Annotated in this window: 17 protein-coding genes; 5 read left to right on the forward strand and 12 right to left on the reverse strand. The window is 72.3% G+C overall.

What is annotated here, in order from left to right; translation table 11 throughout:
- The 3 genes from ACZ4VW_RS17430 to ACZ4VW_RS17440 form a co-directional block, all read right to left on the reverse strand.
- A complete protein-coding gene (locus tag ACZ4VW_RS17430; RefSeq protein WP_467963128.1) occupies positions 1-969 on the reverse strand; it encodes a hypothetical protein in 969 nt (322 codons plus the stop codon).
- A gap of 184 nt (positions 970-1153) precedes the next feature.
- On the reverse strand, positions 1154-2164 hold the full coding sequence (locus tag ACZ4VW_RS17435) for a zinc-dependent alcohol dehydrogenase (RefSeq protein ID WP_467963130.1): 1011 nt from the start codon (positions 2162-2164) through the stop codon (positions 1154-1156).
- Positions 2161-3315 carry a mandelate racemase/muconate lactonizing enzyme family protein gene (locus ACZ4VW_RS17440; protein ID WP_467963132.1) on the reverse strand — a complete coding sequence of 385 codons (1155 nt, stop codon included), beginning with the start codon at positions 3313-3315 and terminating at the stop codon, positions 2161-2163. Before ACZ4VW_RS17440 ends, ACZ4VW_RS17435 begins: the two co-directional genes overlap by 4 nt.
- A 189-nt stretch (positions 3316-3504) precedes the next feature.
- On the opposite strand from ACZ4VW_RS17440, the gene ACZ4VW_RS17445 reads away from it, so the two are divergent.
- The 5 genes from ACZ4VW_RS17445 (at position 3505) to ACZ4VW_RS17465 (ending at position 7454) form a co-directional block, all read left to right on the forward strand.
- A complete protein-coding gene (locus ACZ4VW_RS17445) occupies positions 3505-4275 on the forward strand; it encodes an IclR family transcriptional regulator (protein ID WP_467963134.1) in 771 nt (256 codons plus the stop codon).
- Positions 4272-5114 (forward strand): SMP-30/gluconolactonase/LRE family protein, encoded by an 843-nt coding sequence (locus ACZ4VW_RS17450; RefSeq protein ID WP_467963136.1) that lies wholly within the window; start codon positions 4272-4274, stop codon positions 5112-5114. Before ACZ4VW_RS17445 ends, ACZ4VW_RS17450 begins: the two co-directional genes overlap by 4 nt.
- A gap of 132 nt (positions 5115-5246) precedes the next feature.
- A complete protein-coding gene (locus ACZ4VW_RS17455; RefSeq protein ID WP_467963138.1) occupies positions 5247-6302 on the forward strand; it encodes a LacI family DNA-binding transcriptional regulator in 1056 nt (351 codons plus the stop codon).
- Positions 6283-6813 carry a SigE family RNA polymerase sigma factor gene (locus ACZ4VW_RS17460; RefSeq protein ID WP_467963140.1) on the forward strand — a complete coding sequence of 177 codons (531 nt, stop codon included), beginning with the start codon at positions 6283-6285 and terminating at the stop codon, positions 6811-6813. Before ACZ4VW_RS17455 ends, ACZ4VW_RS17460 begins: the two co-directional genes overlap by 20 nt.
- A complete protein-coding gene (locus ACZ4VW_RS17465) occupies positions 6813-7454 on the forward strand; it encodes a hypothetical protein (RefSeq protein ID WP_467963142.1) in 642 nt (213 codons plus the stop codon). Before ACZ4VW_RS17460 ends, ACZ4VW_RS17465 begins: the two co-directional genes overlap by 1 nt.
- 44 nt (positions 7455-7498) lie before the next feature.
- Here ACZ4VW_RS17465 and ACZ4VW_RS17470 read toward each other — a convergent pair whose 3' ends face one another.
- From ACZ4VW_RS17470 to ACZ4VW_RS17510, 9 genes are all read right to left on the reverse strand, one after another.
- A complete protein-coding gene (locus ACZ4VW_RS17470) occupies positions 7499-8620 on the reverse strand; it encodes a pectinesterase family protein (RefSeq protein WP_467963144.1) in 1122 nt (373 codons plus the stop codon).
- A 101-nt stretch (positions 8621-8721) separates the two neighbouring features.
- Entirely contained in the window at positions 8722-10011 is a 1290-nt protein-coding gene (locus ACZ4VW_RS17475; RefSeq protein ID WP_467963145.1) for a pectate lyase family protein, read from the reverse strand.
- Positions 10008-10826 carry a rhamnogalacturonan acetylesterase gene (locus ACZ4VW_RS17480; protein ID WP_467963146.1) on the reverse strand — a complete coding sequence of 273 codons (819 nt, stop codon included), beginning with the start codon at positions 10824-10826 and terminating at the stop codon, positions 10008-10010. Before ACZ4VW_RS17480 ends, ACZ4VW_RS17475 begins: the two co-directional genes overlap by 4 nt.
- Positions 10823-12163, reverse strand: a complete 1341-nt coding sequence (locus tag ACZ4VW_RS17485; protein ID WP_467963148.1) for an ABC transporter substrate-binding protein — start codon at positions 12161-12163, stop codon at positions 10823-10825. The genes ACZ4VW_RS17480 and ACZ4VW_RS17485 overlap by 4 nt, the downstream gene beginning before the upstream one ends.
- Complete coding sequence (locus tag ACZ4VW_RS17490) at positions 12160-13836, reverse strand: glycoside hydrolase family 43 protein (protein WP_467963151.1); 1677 nt, start codon at positions 13834-13836, stop codon at positions 12160-12162. Before ACZ4VW_RS17490 ends, ACZ4VW_RS17485 begins: the two co-directional genes overlap by 4 nt.
- Positions 13833-14672 carry a DUF6807 domain-containing protein gene (locus ACZ4VW_RS17495; RefSeq protein ID WP_467963153.1) on the reverse strand — a complete coding sequence of 280 codons (840 nt, stop codon included), beginning with the start codon at positions 14670-14672 and terminating at the stop codon, positions 13833-13835. The genes ACZ4VW_RS17490 and ACZ4VW_RS17495 overlap by 4 nt, the downstream gene beginning before the upstream one ends.
- Positions 14669-15832 carry a Gfo/Idh/MocA family protein gene (locus ACZ4VW_RS17500; protein ID WP_467963155.1) on the reverse strand — a complete coding sequence of 388 codons (1164 nt, stop codon included), beginning with the start codon at positions 15830-15832 and terminating at the stop codon, positions 14669-14671. The genes ACZ4VW_RS17495 and ACZ4VW_RS17500 overlap by 4 nt, the downstream gene beginning before the upstream one ends.
- Positions 15829-16737, reverse strand: coding sequence for a carbohydrate ABC transporter permease (locus tag ACZ4VW_RS17505; RefSeq protein WP_467963203.1), 909 nt, complete (start codon positions 16735-16737; stop codon positions 15829-15831). Before ACZ4VW_RS17505 ends, ACZ4VW_RS17500 begins: the two co-directional genes overlap by 4 nt.
- Positions 16737-17684 (reverse strand): carbohydrate ABC transporter permease, encoded by a 948-nt coding sequence (locus ACZ4VW_RS17510; RefSeq protein ID WP_467963157.1) that lies wholly within the window; start codon positions 17682-17684, stop codon positions 16737-16739. Before ACZ4VW_RS17510 ends, ACZ4VW_RS17505 begins: the two co-directional genes overlap by 1 nt.
- Positions 17685-17737 lie beyond the last annotated feature (53 nt).

Below are 17737 nucleotides of genomic sequence, written 5' to 3' on the forward strand. Positions count from 1 at the left end.
TCAGTTCCCTTCGGGGGTGGGGAAGCGCCGGAGCTCGCCCGGCAGCCGGGAGCCGAGCGGGGACATGCCCCCGTCGGCGCCGTGCCGGGCCAGCAGATCGAGGACGAGCCGCCCGCGCCGGACCCGCTCGCGTGCGGTGGCCAGGGCGTGCTCGCGCAGGTGGGCCCCGTACGGGTAGATGCCGGGGGACCTGCTGAGGCCGAACTTGAGGTAGAGCGGGGCGCCGCGCCGGATCAGCTCGGCGGTCTCGTACATCCGGACGAAGCCGCCGAGGTCGTCGGGCGCCTCGATGTAGAGGTCCATCGGGGCGCGGCTGACCCGGCGGATCTCGGTGAGGTGGGTGAGGGTGAGGTCGGAGGGGATGTTGAGGGAGTCCGCCCCGAGGTGCTCGTGGACCGCGTACGCGGCCGGGTTGACCGGGCCGATGAGCGCGGAGACCTTGAGTGTGGTGTCGGCCGGCAGCAGGCCCGCGGCCCGCAGCCGGTGCAGCGTCCACAGCACGCCCTCGTCGGCGACCAGGAGACAGCGGACCCCCAGACCCGTGGCGCGCAGGGCGTCCTCCACGCAGCCGGCGAGCGCGTCGTGCCCCCGGGCGCGCAGCCCGGCTCCGCCGGAGTCGGTGCGGGTGGCGGCGCCGATGTCCCAGCTGCCGCGCGGCCCGGTGAACAGGCAGAGTTCGACGTTCCGTTCGGCGCAGGCACCCACCATCTCGGTGATCTCGTCGTCCGTGAGCATCCAGACGCCGCTGCCCTGGCTGATGCGGTGGACGGGCACGTCGAGCCGGGAGCTCTCCTTCAGGACGGCAGCCAGCGCCTCCGGCCCTTCGACGGAGGGGATCTCGGTCCGCCAGGCGCCGCCGTCCGGAAAGGTGTGCGGCGAGGTCTCGGCCGGGTCCGACGGCGGCACGGGATGTCCGATCCCGGCGAGCGCGGCGGCGCCGGGGCGGCGGGGGGCGGAGGACGTGGGCACAGGACTCCTCTGTTCGAAATACCGGACGACGTCCGGAACGTGGGGTGTACGGCGGTACGGGGTCACCGGGGGCTTCCGTGGTGCGGAGTCACCGGGGACCTCCGTGGTGCGGAGTGGCTCGGCACCCGCGGTGCGGGTCCGAGCGGGGCTTCCGTACCGCCGTACGGGTCGTCGCGGCGCCCGGTCAGGGGCGCAGCAGCACCTTGCCGGTCCGGGGATCGCCGCCGCCGACCAGGGCGACGGCCTCCTCGAACCGTTCGAGCGGGAACTCATGGCTGATCAGCGGCGCCGGATCGAGCAGCCCGAGACCGAAGGCCCGTACCGCGTCCGCCCAGGCGGCGGACGGCGCCCCGAAGACGCTCCGGATCTCCAGCTGGCTGAGCGAGAGATGGACGGGATCGATACCGATCGCCCCGGGCGTGAACATCCCCGTCAGGACGACCCGGCCTCCCCTGCGGGCCAGCAGGCAGGAGGCGGCGGCCGTGGACGACGCCCCGGCCGTCTCCACCACCAGGTCGAAGCGGCCGGCCGCCGCCTCGGCCTGCTCCGGGGTCAGCGCCTCGCTCGCCCCGTGCCGCAACGCCTGCTCGCCTCGCGCGCCGCGCGGGTCGACGACGGTCAGTTCGGCCGGCGAGGACGCGGCGAGCCACTGCACCGCGAGCAGCCCCAGCGTGCCGGCGCCGACGACGGCCACCCGCTCGCCGGGGCGGGGCCGCCCGGCGCGGACGGCGGCGGCCACCACGGCCGCCGGCTCGAGGAGCGCGGCGGCGCGCAGATCCGCGTCCTCGCGCAGAAGGTGCAACAGCCGTGCCGGCACGACCACATGGTCGGCGAACGCGCCCGGCTCGGTGAAACCGGTCTCGGCGTACCCGGCCGTGCACAGGCTCGTCTCGCCGCAACGGCACCGCTCGCAGGTCCCGCAGGCGCGGAAGCCCTCCGCCACGCATCCGCGCCCCAGCAGAGAGACGTCGACACCCGGGCCGACCGCCTCCACGGTGCCGGACCATTCATGGCCGGGGGTGACGGGGTAGCGGACATAGGCGGGGTCGCGGTGGCCGTCGTACACCTCCCGGTCGCTCATGCAGACACCGGCCGCGGCCACCCGGACGCGCACCTCGCCGGGGCCCGGCTCGGGCGTCTCCCGTACCACCAGATGGTGTTCGCCCGGTTTCCCGACGACGATCGCGCGGCTCACTTCGGTGCCCTCCGCTCCCAGCCCTCGGCCCAGAGGTCGAAACGGGCCCGCTGCTGGGGGAATTCGGCCGCCGCGTCCACGTCCAGTTCCACCCCGAGGCCCGGCGCGTGCGACACCTCGAAGCAGCCCGTCTCCGGGTCGACCTGGGGCGCGCCGCGCACGACCTTCTTGATCTCCGCGTCCGCGAAGTCGTTGAAGTGCTCCAGGATCTTGAAGTTCGGCGTACAGGCGGCGAGTTGCAGCGAGGCGGCGGTGAGGACCGAACCGCCCACGTTGTGCGGTGCGACGAGCATGTAGTGCGTCTCGGCGGTGGCCGCGAGCTTGCGGGTCTCCAGAATGCCGCCGATGTGCCCGAGATCCGGCTGGATGATGTCGGCCGCCTGCGACTCGAACAGCTCCCGGAACTCGATCCGGTCGTGGATGCGCTCGCCGGTGGCGATCGGCATGTCGACCTTGGCGGCGACCTTCTCCAGCGCCTTCAGGTTCTCCGGCGGAACCGGCTCCTCCAGCCACGCCGGACGGAAGGGCGCCAGCTCGCGCGCCAGCCGGACCGCCGTGGAGGGTGAGAACCGGCCGTGCATCTCCAGCATCAGTTCCGTGTCCGGTCCGATCGCGTCACGCACCGCCTCGATCAGCGACACCGCGTACCGCGTTCCCCCGGCGTCCAGTTCCAGATGACCCGTGCCGAACGGGTCGATCTTCAGTGCGCGGTAGCCCCGGGCCACCACCTCCTGTGCCGCCTTGTGGTACGCCTCCGGCGTCCGCTCGGTGGTGTACCAGCCGTTGGCGTACGCCTTGACGCGGTCCGTGACCTTGCCGCCGAGCAGCTGCCAGACCGGCACGCCCAGCGCCTTGCCCTTGATGTCCCAGCAGGCCATCTCGACGACCGCGATGCCGGACATCACGATCTCGCCGGCCCGCCCGTAGTCGCCGTACTTCATCCGCCGGACGAGGTCCTCGACCGCGAACGGGTCGGAACCCGCGATGTGGTTGGCCTCGGCCTCCCGGAGATAGCCGACCAGGGCGTCGGTGCGGCCCAGCATGCGTGTCTCGCCGACGCCCGTGAGGCCCTCGTCGGTGTGGACCAGGACATAGGTGAGATTGCGCCAGGGGGTGCCGACGACATGAGTGGTGATTCCCGTGATGCGCACGGCGGGTGCTCCCTGTCTCGTTCGAGATTTCGTCACATGTTCGAAATGGTGGCGTGACCGTAAACAGCGCCTCGCCGGCTGTCAATGGCCGTGCACCCCCATTGCCGCGCGAACGACCGTGTGGTTAGCCTGTGTTCGCCATACCGATCACTGATCGGGATCTCGAACGAAGAGGGGTGGGTGGACGGCATGGGACGTCTCGTTCCCGCGGTGACCAGGGCCTTCGACATCCTGGAACTGTTCCTGGAGGGCGACGGATCACTTTCCGCCCCCGAGATCACCCGCAAGCTCCAGCTCCCGCGCACCACCACGCACGAACTGATCACCACCCTCGCCGCGCGCAACTACCTGACGCCGGTGCCGCAGCAGCCCGGCCGCTACCGGCTCGGCGTGCGCACCTACCAGCTCGGAAGCCGCTACGCCGAACAGCTCGACCTCGCCGCCGAAGGCCAGGCCGTCGCCCGCGAGATCGCCGACACCTGCGACGAGACCGTCCACGTCGCCCTCCTGGAGGACCTGGACGTCATCTACATCGCCAAGGTCGACTCCACCCACGCCGTCCGCATGGTCTCCGCGGCGGGCCGCCGCCTGCCCGCCCACTGCACCGCCGTCGGCAAGCTGCTGCTCGCCCACCTCCCCGAGGAGGAGTTCGACGCCCGCGTCGACGGCCGCGAGCTGGCCCGTATGACACCCCACAGCATCACCGACCCCGACGCCCTGCGCACCGCCCTGGCCGCGATCCGCGCCCGGGGCAGCGCCACCGAGCACCGCGAGTCCAACCCCGACGTCAGCTGCGTCGCCGCACCCGTACGGGACAGCTCCGGCCGGGTCGTCGCCGCCCTGTCCGTCTCCGTTCCCGTCATCCGCTGGAGCGAGGAGCGCGAGCGCGAACTGGCCGCGCTCGCCGCGAAGGGAGCGGACGACCTGTCGCTGCGGCTCGGCCACCGGACCGCCCGATGACACCCGAGATCGCCGTACGGGAGAGCGCCCAGCTCGGCGAAGGGCCCACCTGGGACCCGGCCGGCGCCCGGCTGATCTGGGTCGACATCCTCGGCCGCCGGCTCCACACCTACGAGCCCGACAGCGGCCGTCGCTCCCTCACCTCCGTCGACCAGCACATCGGCGCGGCCAAACCCCGCGCGGACGGCGGCCTCGTGGCCAACCTCAGGGACGGCATAGGTCTGTACGCACCCGACGGCGCGTTCTCCTGGCTGCGCCACGACCCCCTGCCGGGCCGCCGGGGCAACGACGCGGCCGTCGCCCCGGACGGCAGCCTGTGGGCGGGCACCATGCGGTACGACGAGGCACCCGGCGGCGGGAACCTCGTCCGTGTGGCCCCCGACGGCACCGCCACCACGCTCCTCGGCTCCGTCACCGTCAGCAACGGCATCGGATGGACGGCCGACGCCGCCCTCACGTACTACATCGACACCCCCACCCGACGGATCGACACCCTGCGCGTCGAGGACGGACAGGTCGTCGAACGCGCGGAGTTCGCCACCGTCGAGCCCGGCGCCGGCTTCCCCGACGGACTCACCGTCGACGCCGAGGGCTGCGTCTGGGTCGCCCTCTGGGACGGCGGACAGCTCCGCCGCTACACGCCACGCGGCACCCTCGACCGCACCGTCCACCTGCCGGTGCCCCGCCCCACCGCGTGCGCCTTCGGCGGACCCGGCCTGCGCGACCTCTACATCACGACGGCCCGCACCGGCCTCACGGACCCGGCCCCGCTCTCCGGATCCCTCCTCGTCCTGCCCGACGCCGGCCAGGGGCTGCCCGGCACGCCCTTCGCCGGCTGAGAGGGTGTCCTCGGGGTGCCCGCCCCCCCGCCCCCAGCCGTCTGGACACGCCGCTGAGCTGCCGCTTAGGGTCGGAGGCCAAGCGTCGGGCAGACATCGTCGTCGCGCCCGGAAACTGCCGCGGAGAAGTCAATGGTCACCCTCGCCGATGTCGCCCGCCACGCCGGAGTGTCGGCCAGCACCGTCAGCTACGTGCTCAGCGGCAAGCGGTCCATCTCCACGACCACCCGCGAACGCATCCAGCGGAGCATCGAGGAACTGGGCTACCGGCCGCACGCCGGCGCCCGGGCCCTGGCGAGCAGCCGCACCCAGATCCTCGCCCTGATGATGCCGCTGCGCACCGACCTGTACCTGCCGGTGATGATGGAGATCGCCATGGCCGTCACCACCACGGCCCGCACACACGGCTACGACGTCCTGCTCCTCACCGGCGAGGAGGGACCCGAGGCCGTCCGCCGGGTCGAGGGCAGCGCCCTCGCCGACGCCATGATCGTGATGGACGTGGAACTCGACGACCCCCGACTGCCCCACCTGCGGCAGGCCGAACGGCCCGCCGTGCTCGTCGGACTGCCCGCCGATCCCACCGGACTGAGCTGCGTCGACCTCGACTTCGCGGCGGCCGGCGCCCGCTGCGTCGACCACCTCGCCGCCCTCGGCCACCGGCAGATCGCCGTGCTCGGTGAACCCCCCGCCGTCTACGCACGGGGAACCGGCTTCGCGGAGCGCACCCTGACCGGGCTGCGCGCGGCGGCGGCGAAGCACGACGTCGGCCTGCTCCACCGCCCCTGCGACGGCACGTACGCGGCCGTCGCCGCCACCCTCGGCCGGATCTTCGAGGAACGCCCCGCCACCACCGCCCTCGTCGTGCAGAACGAGGCCGCCGTGGAACCCCTCCTCGCCGTGCTGCGCCAACAGGGCCTCGCCGTACCGGAGGACATCTCCGTCGTCGCCGTCTGCGCCGGCCAGGTGGCCGCCCAGGCGTCCGTACCCCTCACCGCCGTCGGTATCCCCGCCCAGGAGATGGGGCGGCGCGCGGTCGAACGCCTCGTCGCCCACCTCGACGGCCAGGAACCCCCCGGCACCGTTCTGATCGCCCCGGAACTGACCGTCCGGGGCAGCTCGGGCCAGGCCGCCGCCACGCCGCCCGCCCGCACCGATGGAGCACGCCGTGGGCATAACCGTCGATGACCCCGCCACGGAGTTCCACGCATTCTTCGAGCGCCACTACGCCGAACTCGCCCGGCTCGCTCACATGCTGACCGGAGAGCCGGACGTCGCCGACGATCTCGCGGCCGACGCGATGGTCGCGCTCTGGCACCGCTGGGACCGGGTGCGCGCCGCGGACCACCCCGTCGCCTACGCCCGGGGCGTCGTCGCCAACCTCGTCCGCAGCCGCATCCGGGGCGCCGTACGCGAGCGCCGCCGCATCGCGCTCTTCTGGGACCGGCGCTCCGAGCGCGTCGACGACCCGGACGTCCCCGTCGTCGTCGACGTCCAGACCGCGCTGCGCGCCCTGCCGTTCCGCAAACGCGCCTGTGTCGTCCTGCGCCACGCCTTCGACCTGTCGGAACGGGACACCGCGCTCGCCCTCGGCGTCTCGGTCGGTACGGTCAAGAGCCAGACGTCCAAGGGTATGGCGGAACTGCAGTCGCTCCTCGGCCCGCGGGCCGCCACCGAGCTGCTCGGAGGGAGGAAGTGATGGACGACGCCGGGCTGCGCCGGCAGCTGCGCGAGGCGGCCGACGCCCACCGGCCGGACCGCGCCCGTATCCTCGCCCGCGTCGAACGCGGCATGGCGGAGCCAGCCCCCGCCCCCGTCCGCCGCCGGCGGCCGATGAGCCGGTGGGCGAGGAGCGTCGCGGTGGCGTGCGCCGTCGCCGGCGTCCTCACCCTCGGTGCGGTCACCGCGACCGTCCTCCACCGCAGCCCCGCCCCGGCCGCCACCACGCCGTCGCCGCACCCCCTCCGGGCCGCCGGCACGATCGATCCGGGCAGCAACCGCTGGTGGGCGCAGAGCAATGTCACCGTCACCGCGTCCGCCCCGCTGACGGCCCTCGTCGTGGAACTCCGCATCGCCCGCACCGGCGGCGTCGCGAGCACGGGTCACTGGCGCACCCGCCCCGCCCAGGACTTCACGGTCTCGGTACGGGAGGAGCCCACGGCACTCGTCTACCGCTGGACCCTCGCCGCGGGCCGCACGGTCCCGCCCGGCAGCCACGTCTTCGCCGGACAGTACAACCACGCCGAGGGTGCCCGGGACGCCTCCGGGGACGCGTACATGATCACGGCGACGGACGCCCACGGCGAGGAGAGCACCGTGCGCGGCGACTTCGCGCCCTGAGGCGTGTAACGAAAGCAGGGCCGGGCGGGACTTTCGCAATACACCTAGGAGCAGGCGGGGGAGGGGGTCCAGCCGGCGAGGTAGGTCGCCTTGGTCGCCGAGGCGGCCTCGGAGACGCTGAGCTGGGGCCGGTTCTCCGGGACGAGGATCCGCGCGCCGGGGCCCGTGTTGTGGTGTTCGGCGAAGCGCTGGGACTGCCACGGGTAGGCGTCCCGCATGTTCGCGTACGGCGCTGCGGCGTCGATCCCCGGGCCGAGCACGCTGTCGCGTACGACCAGGGACGGCCAGGCGGTCGTGTCCGAGCTCGGGACCCAGGGGCGGGCGAGCTTGTAGTAGCCGTCGGGTGCCTCGCTGGTCACCCGGCAGCGGACGGCCAGGAAGCCGTGGGGGTTGGCGCCGGCCGTGGACGGGGCGAAGACGAAGCCGTGCGGGGCGGACGCGAGGTCGGTGCGCAGCAGCGTACGGAAGTGGCAGTGCTCGAAGACCGCGGTCGCCCGGCCGAAGACGAAGTCGACGTCACCCTCGACGTAGCAGTGCGCGAAGTACTGGCGGGCGAAGGCGGACAGGGCCGTCGAGTCGGCGTAGAGCGTGTCCTGATGGCCGAGGAACCGGCAGTGGAAGAAGGCGGACCGGTCGCCCTGGACCTTGAGGGCGACGGCCTGGGTGCCGGGGTTCCCCGGCAGGTCCGTGCGGAGGAAGTCGTTGGCGAAGGTGATCCACCGGGCGGTGAAGCCGTCCGCCTGGACGGTGGTGGTCGCCGAGCCGCTCGTGCCGTAGGTGCCGCCGTCCGGGCGGGGCGTACCGGCCGCGTTGTCGTACACGACGACGACATCACGCGGTTCCTCGCTCGCGCCGATCCAGGTCATCCCGGTGCGGGCCGCGCTGACGGCGACGGTCTCCCGGTAGGTGCCGGGCGCGATGACCAGCGTCCAGCCGCCGCCGCTCGCGGCGTTCACCGCCGCCTGGACGCTGGTGTGATCGCCGAGGCCGCCTGGGTGGACGTACAGCGTGCGCGCGTCGCGCCGGGCGGCGGGCGACCCGAACCGGCCGAAAGGCGCGCGGGGCCTCGCCGCCGAAGGTGTGGAGGCCAGGCCGGCGGACAGGGCCGCGCCGGCGCCCGCGACGAGCAGCGCCCGGCGCCCGATCGAGGGGTGTGATGGAGACATGACAACAATCCTTCGCTGGGGAGGGGGTACGGAGGGAGGGACAGGAGACGGGGCGGACACGCCCGTACGGGTGGGCCCGCCCCCGCCTCCGGTGCGGAACGTCAGCGCAGTCGGCCCGCGCCCGCGCGGTGGCCGACCAGGCCCGGCACGGCCTGCGGGACGTCGACCCGGCCGCGCAGCACCGGCGTCCAGCCGGCGCCGTCACGCAGGATCTCGCCCGGGAACTCGGCGTTGTGGACCGCGAGCAGATCGACGGCCCGGCCGTTGACGAGGTTGCCCGCCGTCGTGACCGGGGCGTCCTTCCACTTCTTCAGGATCGCCCCGGCGGAGACGCCCGCCGGCAGCGTGAACGTGTTCTTCTCCGCGACGAGTTGGGACTCCTGCCCGATGCCGAGGCTGTACGCGTATCCCGAACGGGGGACGACGAAGTGGTTGTTGTACGCGTCGACCTTGCCGAAGCGCACCCGGGGGGCCCGCTCGATCACGTTCTTGAAGAGGTTGTGGTGCAGCGTGACCCGCAGCTTGCCGCGGTCGGTCGCGCCCGCGCTGTCGCTGTTGCCGATCATCAGCGTCTTGTCGTGGTCGGCGAAGACGTTCCACGACGCGGTGACGAGGTCCGCGCCGCGCACGATGTCCAGTTCACCGTCGTGCTGCTGGTAGATCTCGCCGTAGTGCCGGGGCAGGGAGCTGTCCGGGTGGGCGCCGTCCGTGAACGTGTTGTGGTCGATCCACACATGGGTGGAGCCGTACACGACCATGCTGTCGTACTCGGAGTTCCACGCGCCCGTCGCCCCGTCCGTCGGGTCCCACTGCGGGAAGCAGTCGAGCGGGCTCTCCATGGTCAGATTCCGGACGATGACGTTGTCGACGCCCTGTATCTGCAGGCTGCCGCCGGTGATGCCGGCGTTCCTGCCGACCCCGATGACGGTGGTGTTGGCGGGGACGTACGCCTTGATCGCCTTGCCCTGGGCGGTGGCGGACGCCGCCCGCAGGTCCTCCTGAGGGCCGCTGACCTCCTTCTCGTAGCCCCAGACCGCCGGGTCGTAGTCGGCGAGGTACCGGCCGAAGTCGTAGCCGGGGGCGGCGAAGGCCGCGCAGCCCGCGGCCGTGGCGTTCAGCGTGCCGACGACCCTGACGATCCGGGGCTCGGTGCCCTCGACGGCGAGCGCCGCGCGGAACTCCTCCCAGGTCGTCACGGTGAAGACGCGGGAGGCGTCGGCCGCCGCCCCGCCGCTCGTGCCCGTACCGTCGGACCCCCAGCCGTCACCGGCCGGCAGCGTCCGGCGGGCCGGATCGGGTACGGCGTGGGCGGCGTCGGCCGCCGCGGTGGGAGCGGTCACGCTCAGGACGAGGGCGGTGGCGCCCAACGCCCACAGACGCGTGTGTCTCATGTTCGGGTCTCCTCGGATACGGGCCAGGTGATCCACCGCGTGGGGATCTCGTCGTCGAGCCGGCGCGTGTCGCCCGGCGCGAGGACGCGGGTGTGCAGCAGCTCGGCCGCGACCAGCCGGGCCACGGCGATCGCGCCCGGCGGGTTGAAGTGCGTGTTGTCCTGCTCGGCCGGCGTCCAGTTGAAGTACGTCTTCGTCGTCTCCGGACCGAGCTTCTGCCACAGCGCCAGGGAGAGTTCCTGGATGTCGAGGAGCGCGACCCCCTCGTCCCGGGCCACCTCCCGCATCGAGGCCGGGTACTCGCCGAGGGTCTTCAGGGCCGTGCCGTTCGGGTCGAACTTCCGCCGCTCGACGGAGGTGGCGAGCACGGGCACCGCGCCCCGTTCCCGCGCCCCGGCGATGTACCGGCGCAGATTGTCCTGGTAGGTGGTCCAGGGCTCGGTGTAGCGGGTCGGGTCGGTGATCTTCTGGTCGTTGTGACCGAACTGGATCAGCAGGAGGTCGCCGGGCCGGATCTCCTCCAGGATCGCGTCCAGACGGCCCTCGTCGAGGAAGCTCTTCGTGCTGCGGCCGTTGATCGCGTGGTTGGCGACCGCGAGGTCCCGGTGGAGGAAGAAGGGGAGCGCCATGCCCCACCCCGTCTCGGGCGCGGCGTCGGCGTACTTCTGGGCGGCGGTGGAATCACCGGCGATGTACAGCGTGCGCATGCCGTGGTGTCCTCGGGGGAAAGCCGCCGCGGCGGGGGCCGCGCCCAGGGCGAGCGCGAGGCCCGCCCCGGCCGCGACCACCTGACGGCGGGTCGGACCGGTCGTCACTTCTTCTGCGACTTCCACTCGGCCTGCGCCGTGTTGAGCTGCTCGGCCAGGCTGTCCAGGAACTCCTTGGCGGTGGACTTGCCCAGCAGCACCTTCTGGAAGGCCGGCTCGTTGTCGGCCTTGGAGATGGTGTTCCAGTCCGGCAGGTAGTACGGCAGCTGCACGATCTGCGCCTTGCCGCTGAACAGCACCTCGGCGGCGAGCTTGGTGGGCTCGGCCTTCTGGATCCAGGCGTCCTTCGCCGCCTCCGTGTTGGCCGGGATGGCACCCGCCGACTCGTTCCACTTGCTGTTGGACTGGTGCGAGGCGGCGAACTCGATGAACTTCCAGGCCGCGGCCTTGTTCTTGCTGGAGGAGAACAGCCCCAGGCCGTCCACCGGGTTGGACACCTGGACGCGGGTGCCGTCGTCGGTCGTCGGGTTCGGGATGCCGCGGAACTTCTCGGTTCCCAGGGCCTTCACATGGTCCTTGTACGAACCCAGGTTGTGGTTGAGCATGCCGATCTCGCCGCTGTCCCACTGGGCGACCATCTTGGTGAAGTCGTTGTTGACGTCGGCCGCCGGGGTGTTCTTCTTGAAGAGACCGACGTACTTCTCCAGGGCCGCCACGTTCTTCGGGTCGTTGACAGTGGTCTTGTCGCCGTTCCAGAAGCTGGTGATGCCGCTCTGGCCGTACATCGCGTCGAGGGCCTGGGCGATGGAGCCCGAGCCGCCGCGGATGGTGTAGCCGAACCGGTTCTTGTCCTTGGCGGTGAGCTTGTCCGCGGCGGTGTAGAACTTCGACCAGGTGGTGGGCTCCTCCAGACCGGCCGCCTCGAACAGGTCGGTGCGGTAGTAGAGGACGCCGTTGCTCGCCGAGGTGGGAACGGTGAACAGCTTGCCCTGCCCGCCGGCCGACTTCACGCTCTCGACCATGCCCGCGTTCAGCTTGCCCTTCAGCGTGCTGGACTCCAGCCGCGCGTCGAGGGGCTCCAGGGCGTTCTGCGCGGCGATGCCGGCGAGCATCGCGGCCCCGACGCCGCCGACGTCCGGCAGGCCGCCGCCCTGGATGGCGGTGTCGTACTTGGACTGCACCTCGGTGGAGGCGATCCCGACGTACGTCACCTTGATGTCGGGGTTCGCCTTCTCGAAGTCCTTGATGATCTCCTTCCAGACGTCGGTGCGGACACCGCCGTTGTTGTCCCAGAAGGTGATCTCTCCCTTGCCCGAGCCCTCGTTGCCCTTGTCGCCTGCGGCGCCGCTGCCGTCGTCGCCGCAGGCGGTGACGGTCAGCGCGAGGACGGTGGTCAGGGCGAGGGCGGCGGCGGCTCTGCGCCTGCCGTTGCGGAAGATGGTCATCGTCGGCTCTCTTCTCTCGGGGGGATCTCACTCGGGGTGATACGGAAGGTGGTGAAGACGGCCGTTCCGGCGGGGCCCGTGCCCGTCGGAGCGGTGGCGAACAGGCCGAGCAGGGCGCCGACCCAGCGCCAGGGCGTGGCGGCGAAGACCTGGCCGGAGGGCGTGAACCCGTCGGCCGGCCGGTCGGGGGACACGGACCCACCGGCCGTGGCGCCCGGGACGCTTGCCGCGCCCGTGGCGCTTGCCGCGCCCGTGGCGCTCGGGGCGTCCGTGTCGCTCGTGCGGTACGAGAAGCGGCAGCGGGCTCCCGGGCCGATCTCGATCCTCAGCCGGGCCTGTCCCTCGGGGGCGGGCCGCGGAGGGGCCGCGTCCCGTTCCCGCTCGGCCGAGACGGGCGCGAACCGGTGCACCAGCCGGACGGCGCCGTCCGGCCCGCGCTCCAGCCCGATCCAGGTGTAGGCGTCACCCAGCACCGCGAGCCCCGCGCGGGCGCCCGGCTCCTCGCTGTCGAGCCGCAGCTCGACCTCGACGGCGCACGGGTGGGCGGGCAGCCGCTGGGTCAGGACGTGCGGGAGGGCGCGCAGATCGTCGGCGTCCTCCGCGCGGCCGCAGTTCAGCCGCAGGCCGTCGGAGGAGTGCTGGGTCGTCCACCCCTCCCGCGGGTTGGCCGTCCACTGCCACTGGCGCCCGAACCGGCCTCCGGGGAAGTCGTCGTCGGCCGCGGGAACGGACGGCGCCTGCCGGGGCAGCGCCGGCTTCGGATGGACGAGGACCGGGACGCCCTCGTCGCCGAGGACCGGCCAGCCCTCCTCGTCCCAGCGCATCGGCTGCAGATGGACCACCCGGCCGTACGCTCCGCGCTGCTGGAAGTGCAGGAACCAGTCCTCGCCCGGCCCGGTGCGCACCCAGCCGCCCTGATGCGGCCCGTTGACGTCCGTCCCGCCCTGCTCCAGGACGACCCGCTCCTCGTACGGTCCGAAGAAGTCACGGGACCGGAAGGCGCCCTGCCAGCCCGTGGCCACGCCGCCGGCGGGAGCGAGGATCCAGAACCAGCCGTCGTGCCGGTACGCCTTCGGACCTTCGAGGGTGAACCAGCCGGGGACGCGGTCCGCGTCGACGATCGTCTTCCCCTCGTCGAGGAGCTCGGTGCCGTCGGCGCTCATCCGGTGACCGGTCAGCCGGTTGTTGATCCCCGAGCGGGATTTGGCCCAGGCGTGCACGAGGTACGCCTCGCCCGTCTCCTCGTCCCACAGCGGACAGGGGTCGATCAGCCCCCGGCCCGCCTTCACCAGATGAGGGGTGGTCCACTCGCCGCGTACGGAAGGGGAGTTGGTCTGCCAGATGCCGTGGTCGGGGTCGCCCCAGAAGATCCAGAACCGGCCGTCGTGGTGGCGCAGCGACGGAGCCCAGACGCCCCCGTCGTGCCGGGGAGAGGCGTAGGAGGCCTCCGGCAGCAGACGCTCCAGGGCGTGCCCGACCAGCCGCCAGTTGACGAGGTCGCGGGAGTGGAGGAGCGGCAGTCCCGGCGCGCGGCCGAAGCTGGAGGCGGTCAGGTAGTAGTCCTCCCCGACCCGCACCACGTCCGGGTCGGACCAGTCGGCGGCCAGGACCGGGTTGCGGTACGTCCCGTCCCCCAGGTCGCCGCTCGGCCAGGCGCTTTCACGGCCCGTCATCCCGTCACCGCCTTGCGTACCAGGGCCGCTGCCGCGTCCCGGTCGAGCCGGCCGTCGGCGACGACGGTGACCACCCGGCGTACGACCGTCCCGCCGGCCGCGACGCGCAGCCGCTCCGCGGAGGCGAGCGAGGAGCCCACCCCCGGGTACTCGGCGGCGCGCACGAACCACGGGTCCCGGCGGGTCTCCTCGGTGGCGCCGGCGAAGACCAGCGTCCAGCCCTGACCCGCGAGCGCGACCCAGTCGGCCCGGGCACCGTGCACGGCCCGCTCGCCCTCCGCGTCCGCGCCGAAGACCTCCGGCGGCGCGCTCTCCAGCGGGGCCCGCCAGAAGAAGCCGCCGTAGGCCGCGCCCGGCCGGCCGTTGGTGGCCGGGCTGCCGATGGACAGCTCCTCGTCCGTCGCGTTCGTCAGCGAGAAGGTGAGGTCCAGGCCCCAGGCGCCGTCCGTGAGCGGGACGGCGGCGACCGTGCGGTGCTCACGGAGCAGGACGCGCTCGCCGGCGACCCAGCTCAGCTCCTCCACGAACCCGTCCGGGTCACGCAGTTTGAAGCCCTCGTGCCGCTGGACGCCGTGGTTGTCGAGCGCGGTGGGCCCCTGGTCCCGGACGAAGGTGCGGCCGCCCCAGAAGTTGAAGCCGGCCACGTCGGGGACGGCGACCCCCGCACCGAGGTGGTGCGGATGGTCCTCCGGCAGCTGCTCGGTGACGGGGACGCCGGACAGGGTGGAGACCGGATGCAGATAGGGGCGGGGGGAGTGGCCGGGGGCCAGCTCGGGGTGGAGCACGTACCGCGCCACCGTGTGGCTGGCGATGCGCAGGACCATCGCGGGATTCATCGGGAGTCCACCTTCGGGGTCAGGGCCCAGGGGGCACCGAGCTCGGAGTAGAGGCTGAGGGTGTCGGCGCTCGCCGCGACCATCCCGTCGACGCCGGGCACGACCCGGCGCGGCGCGCTCTCGCCCGGCTCGGTGCGCCATGCCTCGGCCGGGAGTTCGACCGGGGCGGGCGCCAGCCGGACGGCCTCGACGACCCGCATGAACGCGCCGGTCGCCTCCGGCGGTACGAGCAGCTCCGTGCCGTCCGTGAGATGGGAGACGAGGTTCTCCAGGAGGTTGGTCAGCCCGTGGACCGACTCCTCCGGGCCGTGTCCGGCCCGCTGGAGCAGCACGCGGTCCTGCTTGTACCAGAAGGTGATCCGGCCCCGGCTGCCGTGCACGACGACGTACGGATCCGAGGGCCTCTCGGCACAGAGCGTCGCGGCCACGCTGACCTGGGTGCCCCGGGTCGTGAGCACCCGGACGCACGAGGTGTCGTCGGACTCGATCGCGTTCGCCCGCAGCAGCTCCGTCTCGATGTGCTCCACGTCCTCGGCACGCGTGCTGCCGGCCAGGGCGAGCGCGGTGGCGACGGCATGGGCGAGCGGATTGGTCAGGGCGCCGTCGACGACGTCCACCCCGTCCAGGCGACGGCGGCCCGCCCAGGGCGCGCGGCGGAAGTACGCCTCGTCCCGGACCCAGGCGCCGGCCCCGCCGACCCCGAGCAGCTCACCGATCGCGCCCTCCTCGACGAGCCGCCGTACGGCGGGCACGGCGTGCGAGCCGAGCGACTGGAAGCCGATCTGGCAGGCCACCCCGGCGGCGGCCACCCCGTCGGCCATCCGCCGGAACTCCGCGAACGAGGGCGCCGGGGGCTTCTCCAGCAGCAGATGCGCTCCGTGCCGGGCGGCGATCAGGGCCAGGTCGGTGTGCGTCTGGATCGGTGTGCACACGACCGCGATCCGGGCGCCCGTCGAGGCGAGCAGCGCGTCGAAGTCGGCGGACTGCTCGGGCGTGCCGAAGCCCTCCAGCTCCTCGGCGTCGAGCGGCCGCAGTTCGCATATCCCGGCGAGGCGTACGAGGCCCATCCGCTCCAGCCGGCGGATGTTGAGCAGGTGGGAGCGGCCGTGGCCGCGGGCGCCCGCGAGGACGACGGGGAAGGGAGTGGTCGGCGTGCTCACCCCTTCACCGCCCCGGCGCTGAATCCGGTGACGAGCCACTTCTGGATGAAGGCGAAGACGATCACGACGGGCAGGGCCGCGATGACACCACCCGCGGCGAGCGCGCCCAGGTCGACGCTGTCCGCGCCCATCAGGGTGTTCAGGCCGACCGGAATCGTCTGCTTCTCCTGGCTGCTGAGGAACATCAGCGCGAACAGGAAGTGGTTCCAGGAGTGGACGAAGGCGAAGGAACCGACGGCGACCAGACCGGGGCGCAGCAGCGGCAGGACGACGATGCGGAACGCGGTGAAGCGGCTGCAGCCGTCGACCCAGGCGGCCTCCTCCAGCGAGTACGGCACGTTCTTGATGAACCCGCTGATCAGGATCATGGACAGCGGCAGCTGGAAGACGGTCTCCGCGATGATGACGCTGCCCAGCGAGTTGATCATGCTGAGGTTGGCGAAGATCTGGAACAGCGGGACCAGCAGCAGCGCGCCCGGGACGAACTGGGAGCACAGCAGGGCCAGCATGAAGCCCTTCTTGATCCGGAAGTCGAAGCGGGCCAGGGCGTAGCCGCCGGCGAGCGCGACCACCGTCGTCATCACCAGCGTCGCGAGACCGATGAGCAGACTGTTCTCGAAGAACGTCGCGAAGCTGCGCTCGGTCCACACCTTCTCGAAGTGCTCCGTGGTCATCGGCCACGGCACGAGTGAGGTCGAGCCCGACGGGCGGAGCGCGAAGAGCAGGATCCAGTAGAAGGGGACGAGGGTGAAGACGAGATAGACACCGAGCGGCAGATAGATCTGCCAGCGCGGGACCTCGTCCCAGGCGCGCCGGCGCCTGGCGGCGGCACGGAAGGGCGTCTGCGGGGGCGGTGCGGCCTCGGCCTGGGGCCGGGCGGACGCCGTGGGGGTGTCCTGGACGATCACTTGCTCTCGCCTCCGAACTTGCTCAGGCGCAGATAGACCATCGAGCAGAAGAGAAGAATCACGAAGGCCACCGTCGTGAGGGCGGACGCGTAGCCGAAGTTGTGGGCGTCGACACTGGTGTTGGCGATGTAGAGCGGGAGGGTCGTGGTCTCGCCCGCCGGGCCGCCGCCCGTCAGGGTGTAGAGCAGGTCCACGTTGTTGAACTCCCACACCGCCCGCAGCAGGGTGGAAAGGATGATCGCGTCCTTGAGGTGCGGCAGCGTGATGTGGAGGAACTGACGCAGCCGGCCGGCCCCGTCGACCTCGGCCGCCTCGTACAGGTCCTTCGGCACGGACTGGAGGTCGGCGAGGATGAGGATCGCGAAGAACGGCACACCGCGCCAGAGGTCGGCCACGACGACGGCCGGGAAGACCGTGGCGGTGTCCGAGAGCAAGGACGTGCCGTACTCCCCGATGCCCATGTCCGCGAGATAACGGGTGATACCCGTCTGGGAGTTGTAGAGCAGCACCCAGATCGCCGAGGTCAGCACCCCGGACACGGCCCACGGCGAGAAGACCAGCGCCCGCCCGAGCGCCCGGCCGACGAACGTCTGGTTGACGATCAGGGCCAGCGCCAGCCCGAACAGCAGCTGCAGGGTCACCTCCACGGCGACCCACTTCAGGCTGAAGGTCAGCGTCCCCCAGAAGTGCGGGTCGTCGGTGAAGATCCGGGTGAAGTTGTCGAAGCCCGCGAATCCGTTCCGCCAGGGCTTCGTGGGGTTGTAGTGCTGCAGGCTGTAGTAGAAGACGCTGAGCACGGGGTACGCGATGAAGCCCAGCATCAGCAGCCCGGCGGGCGCGATCAGCAGGTACGGCAGACGGCGTGGTGTCGCACCCGTGCGGCGGGGGCCGCGTGCTGTCGGTGACTCGGGTGCCTGGGGCGGTGGGGTCACGGCTGTGGCCATGACGGCGGCTCCGTTCTCGGGCGCGAAGCGCTTCGCAGACGGTGTTCGAAATC

The sequence above is a fragment of the Streptomyces sp. NPDC029139 genome (assembly GCF_055564335.1).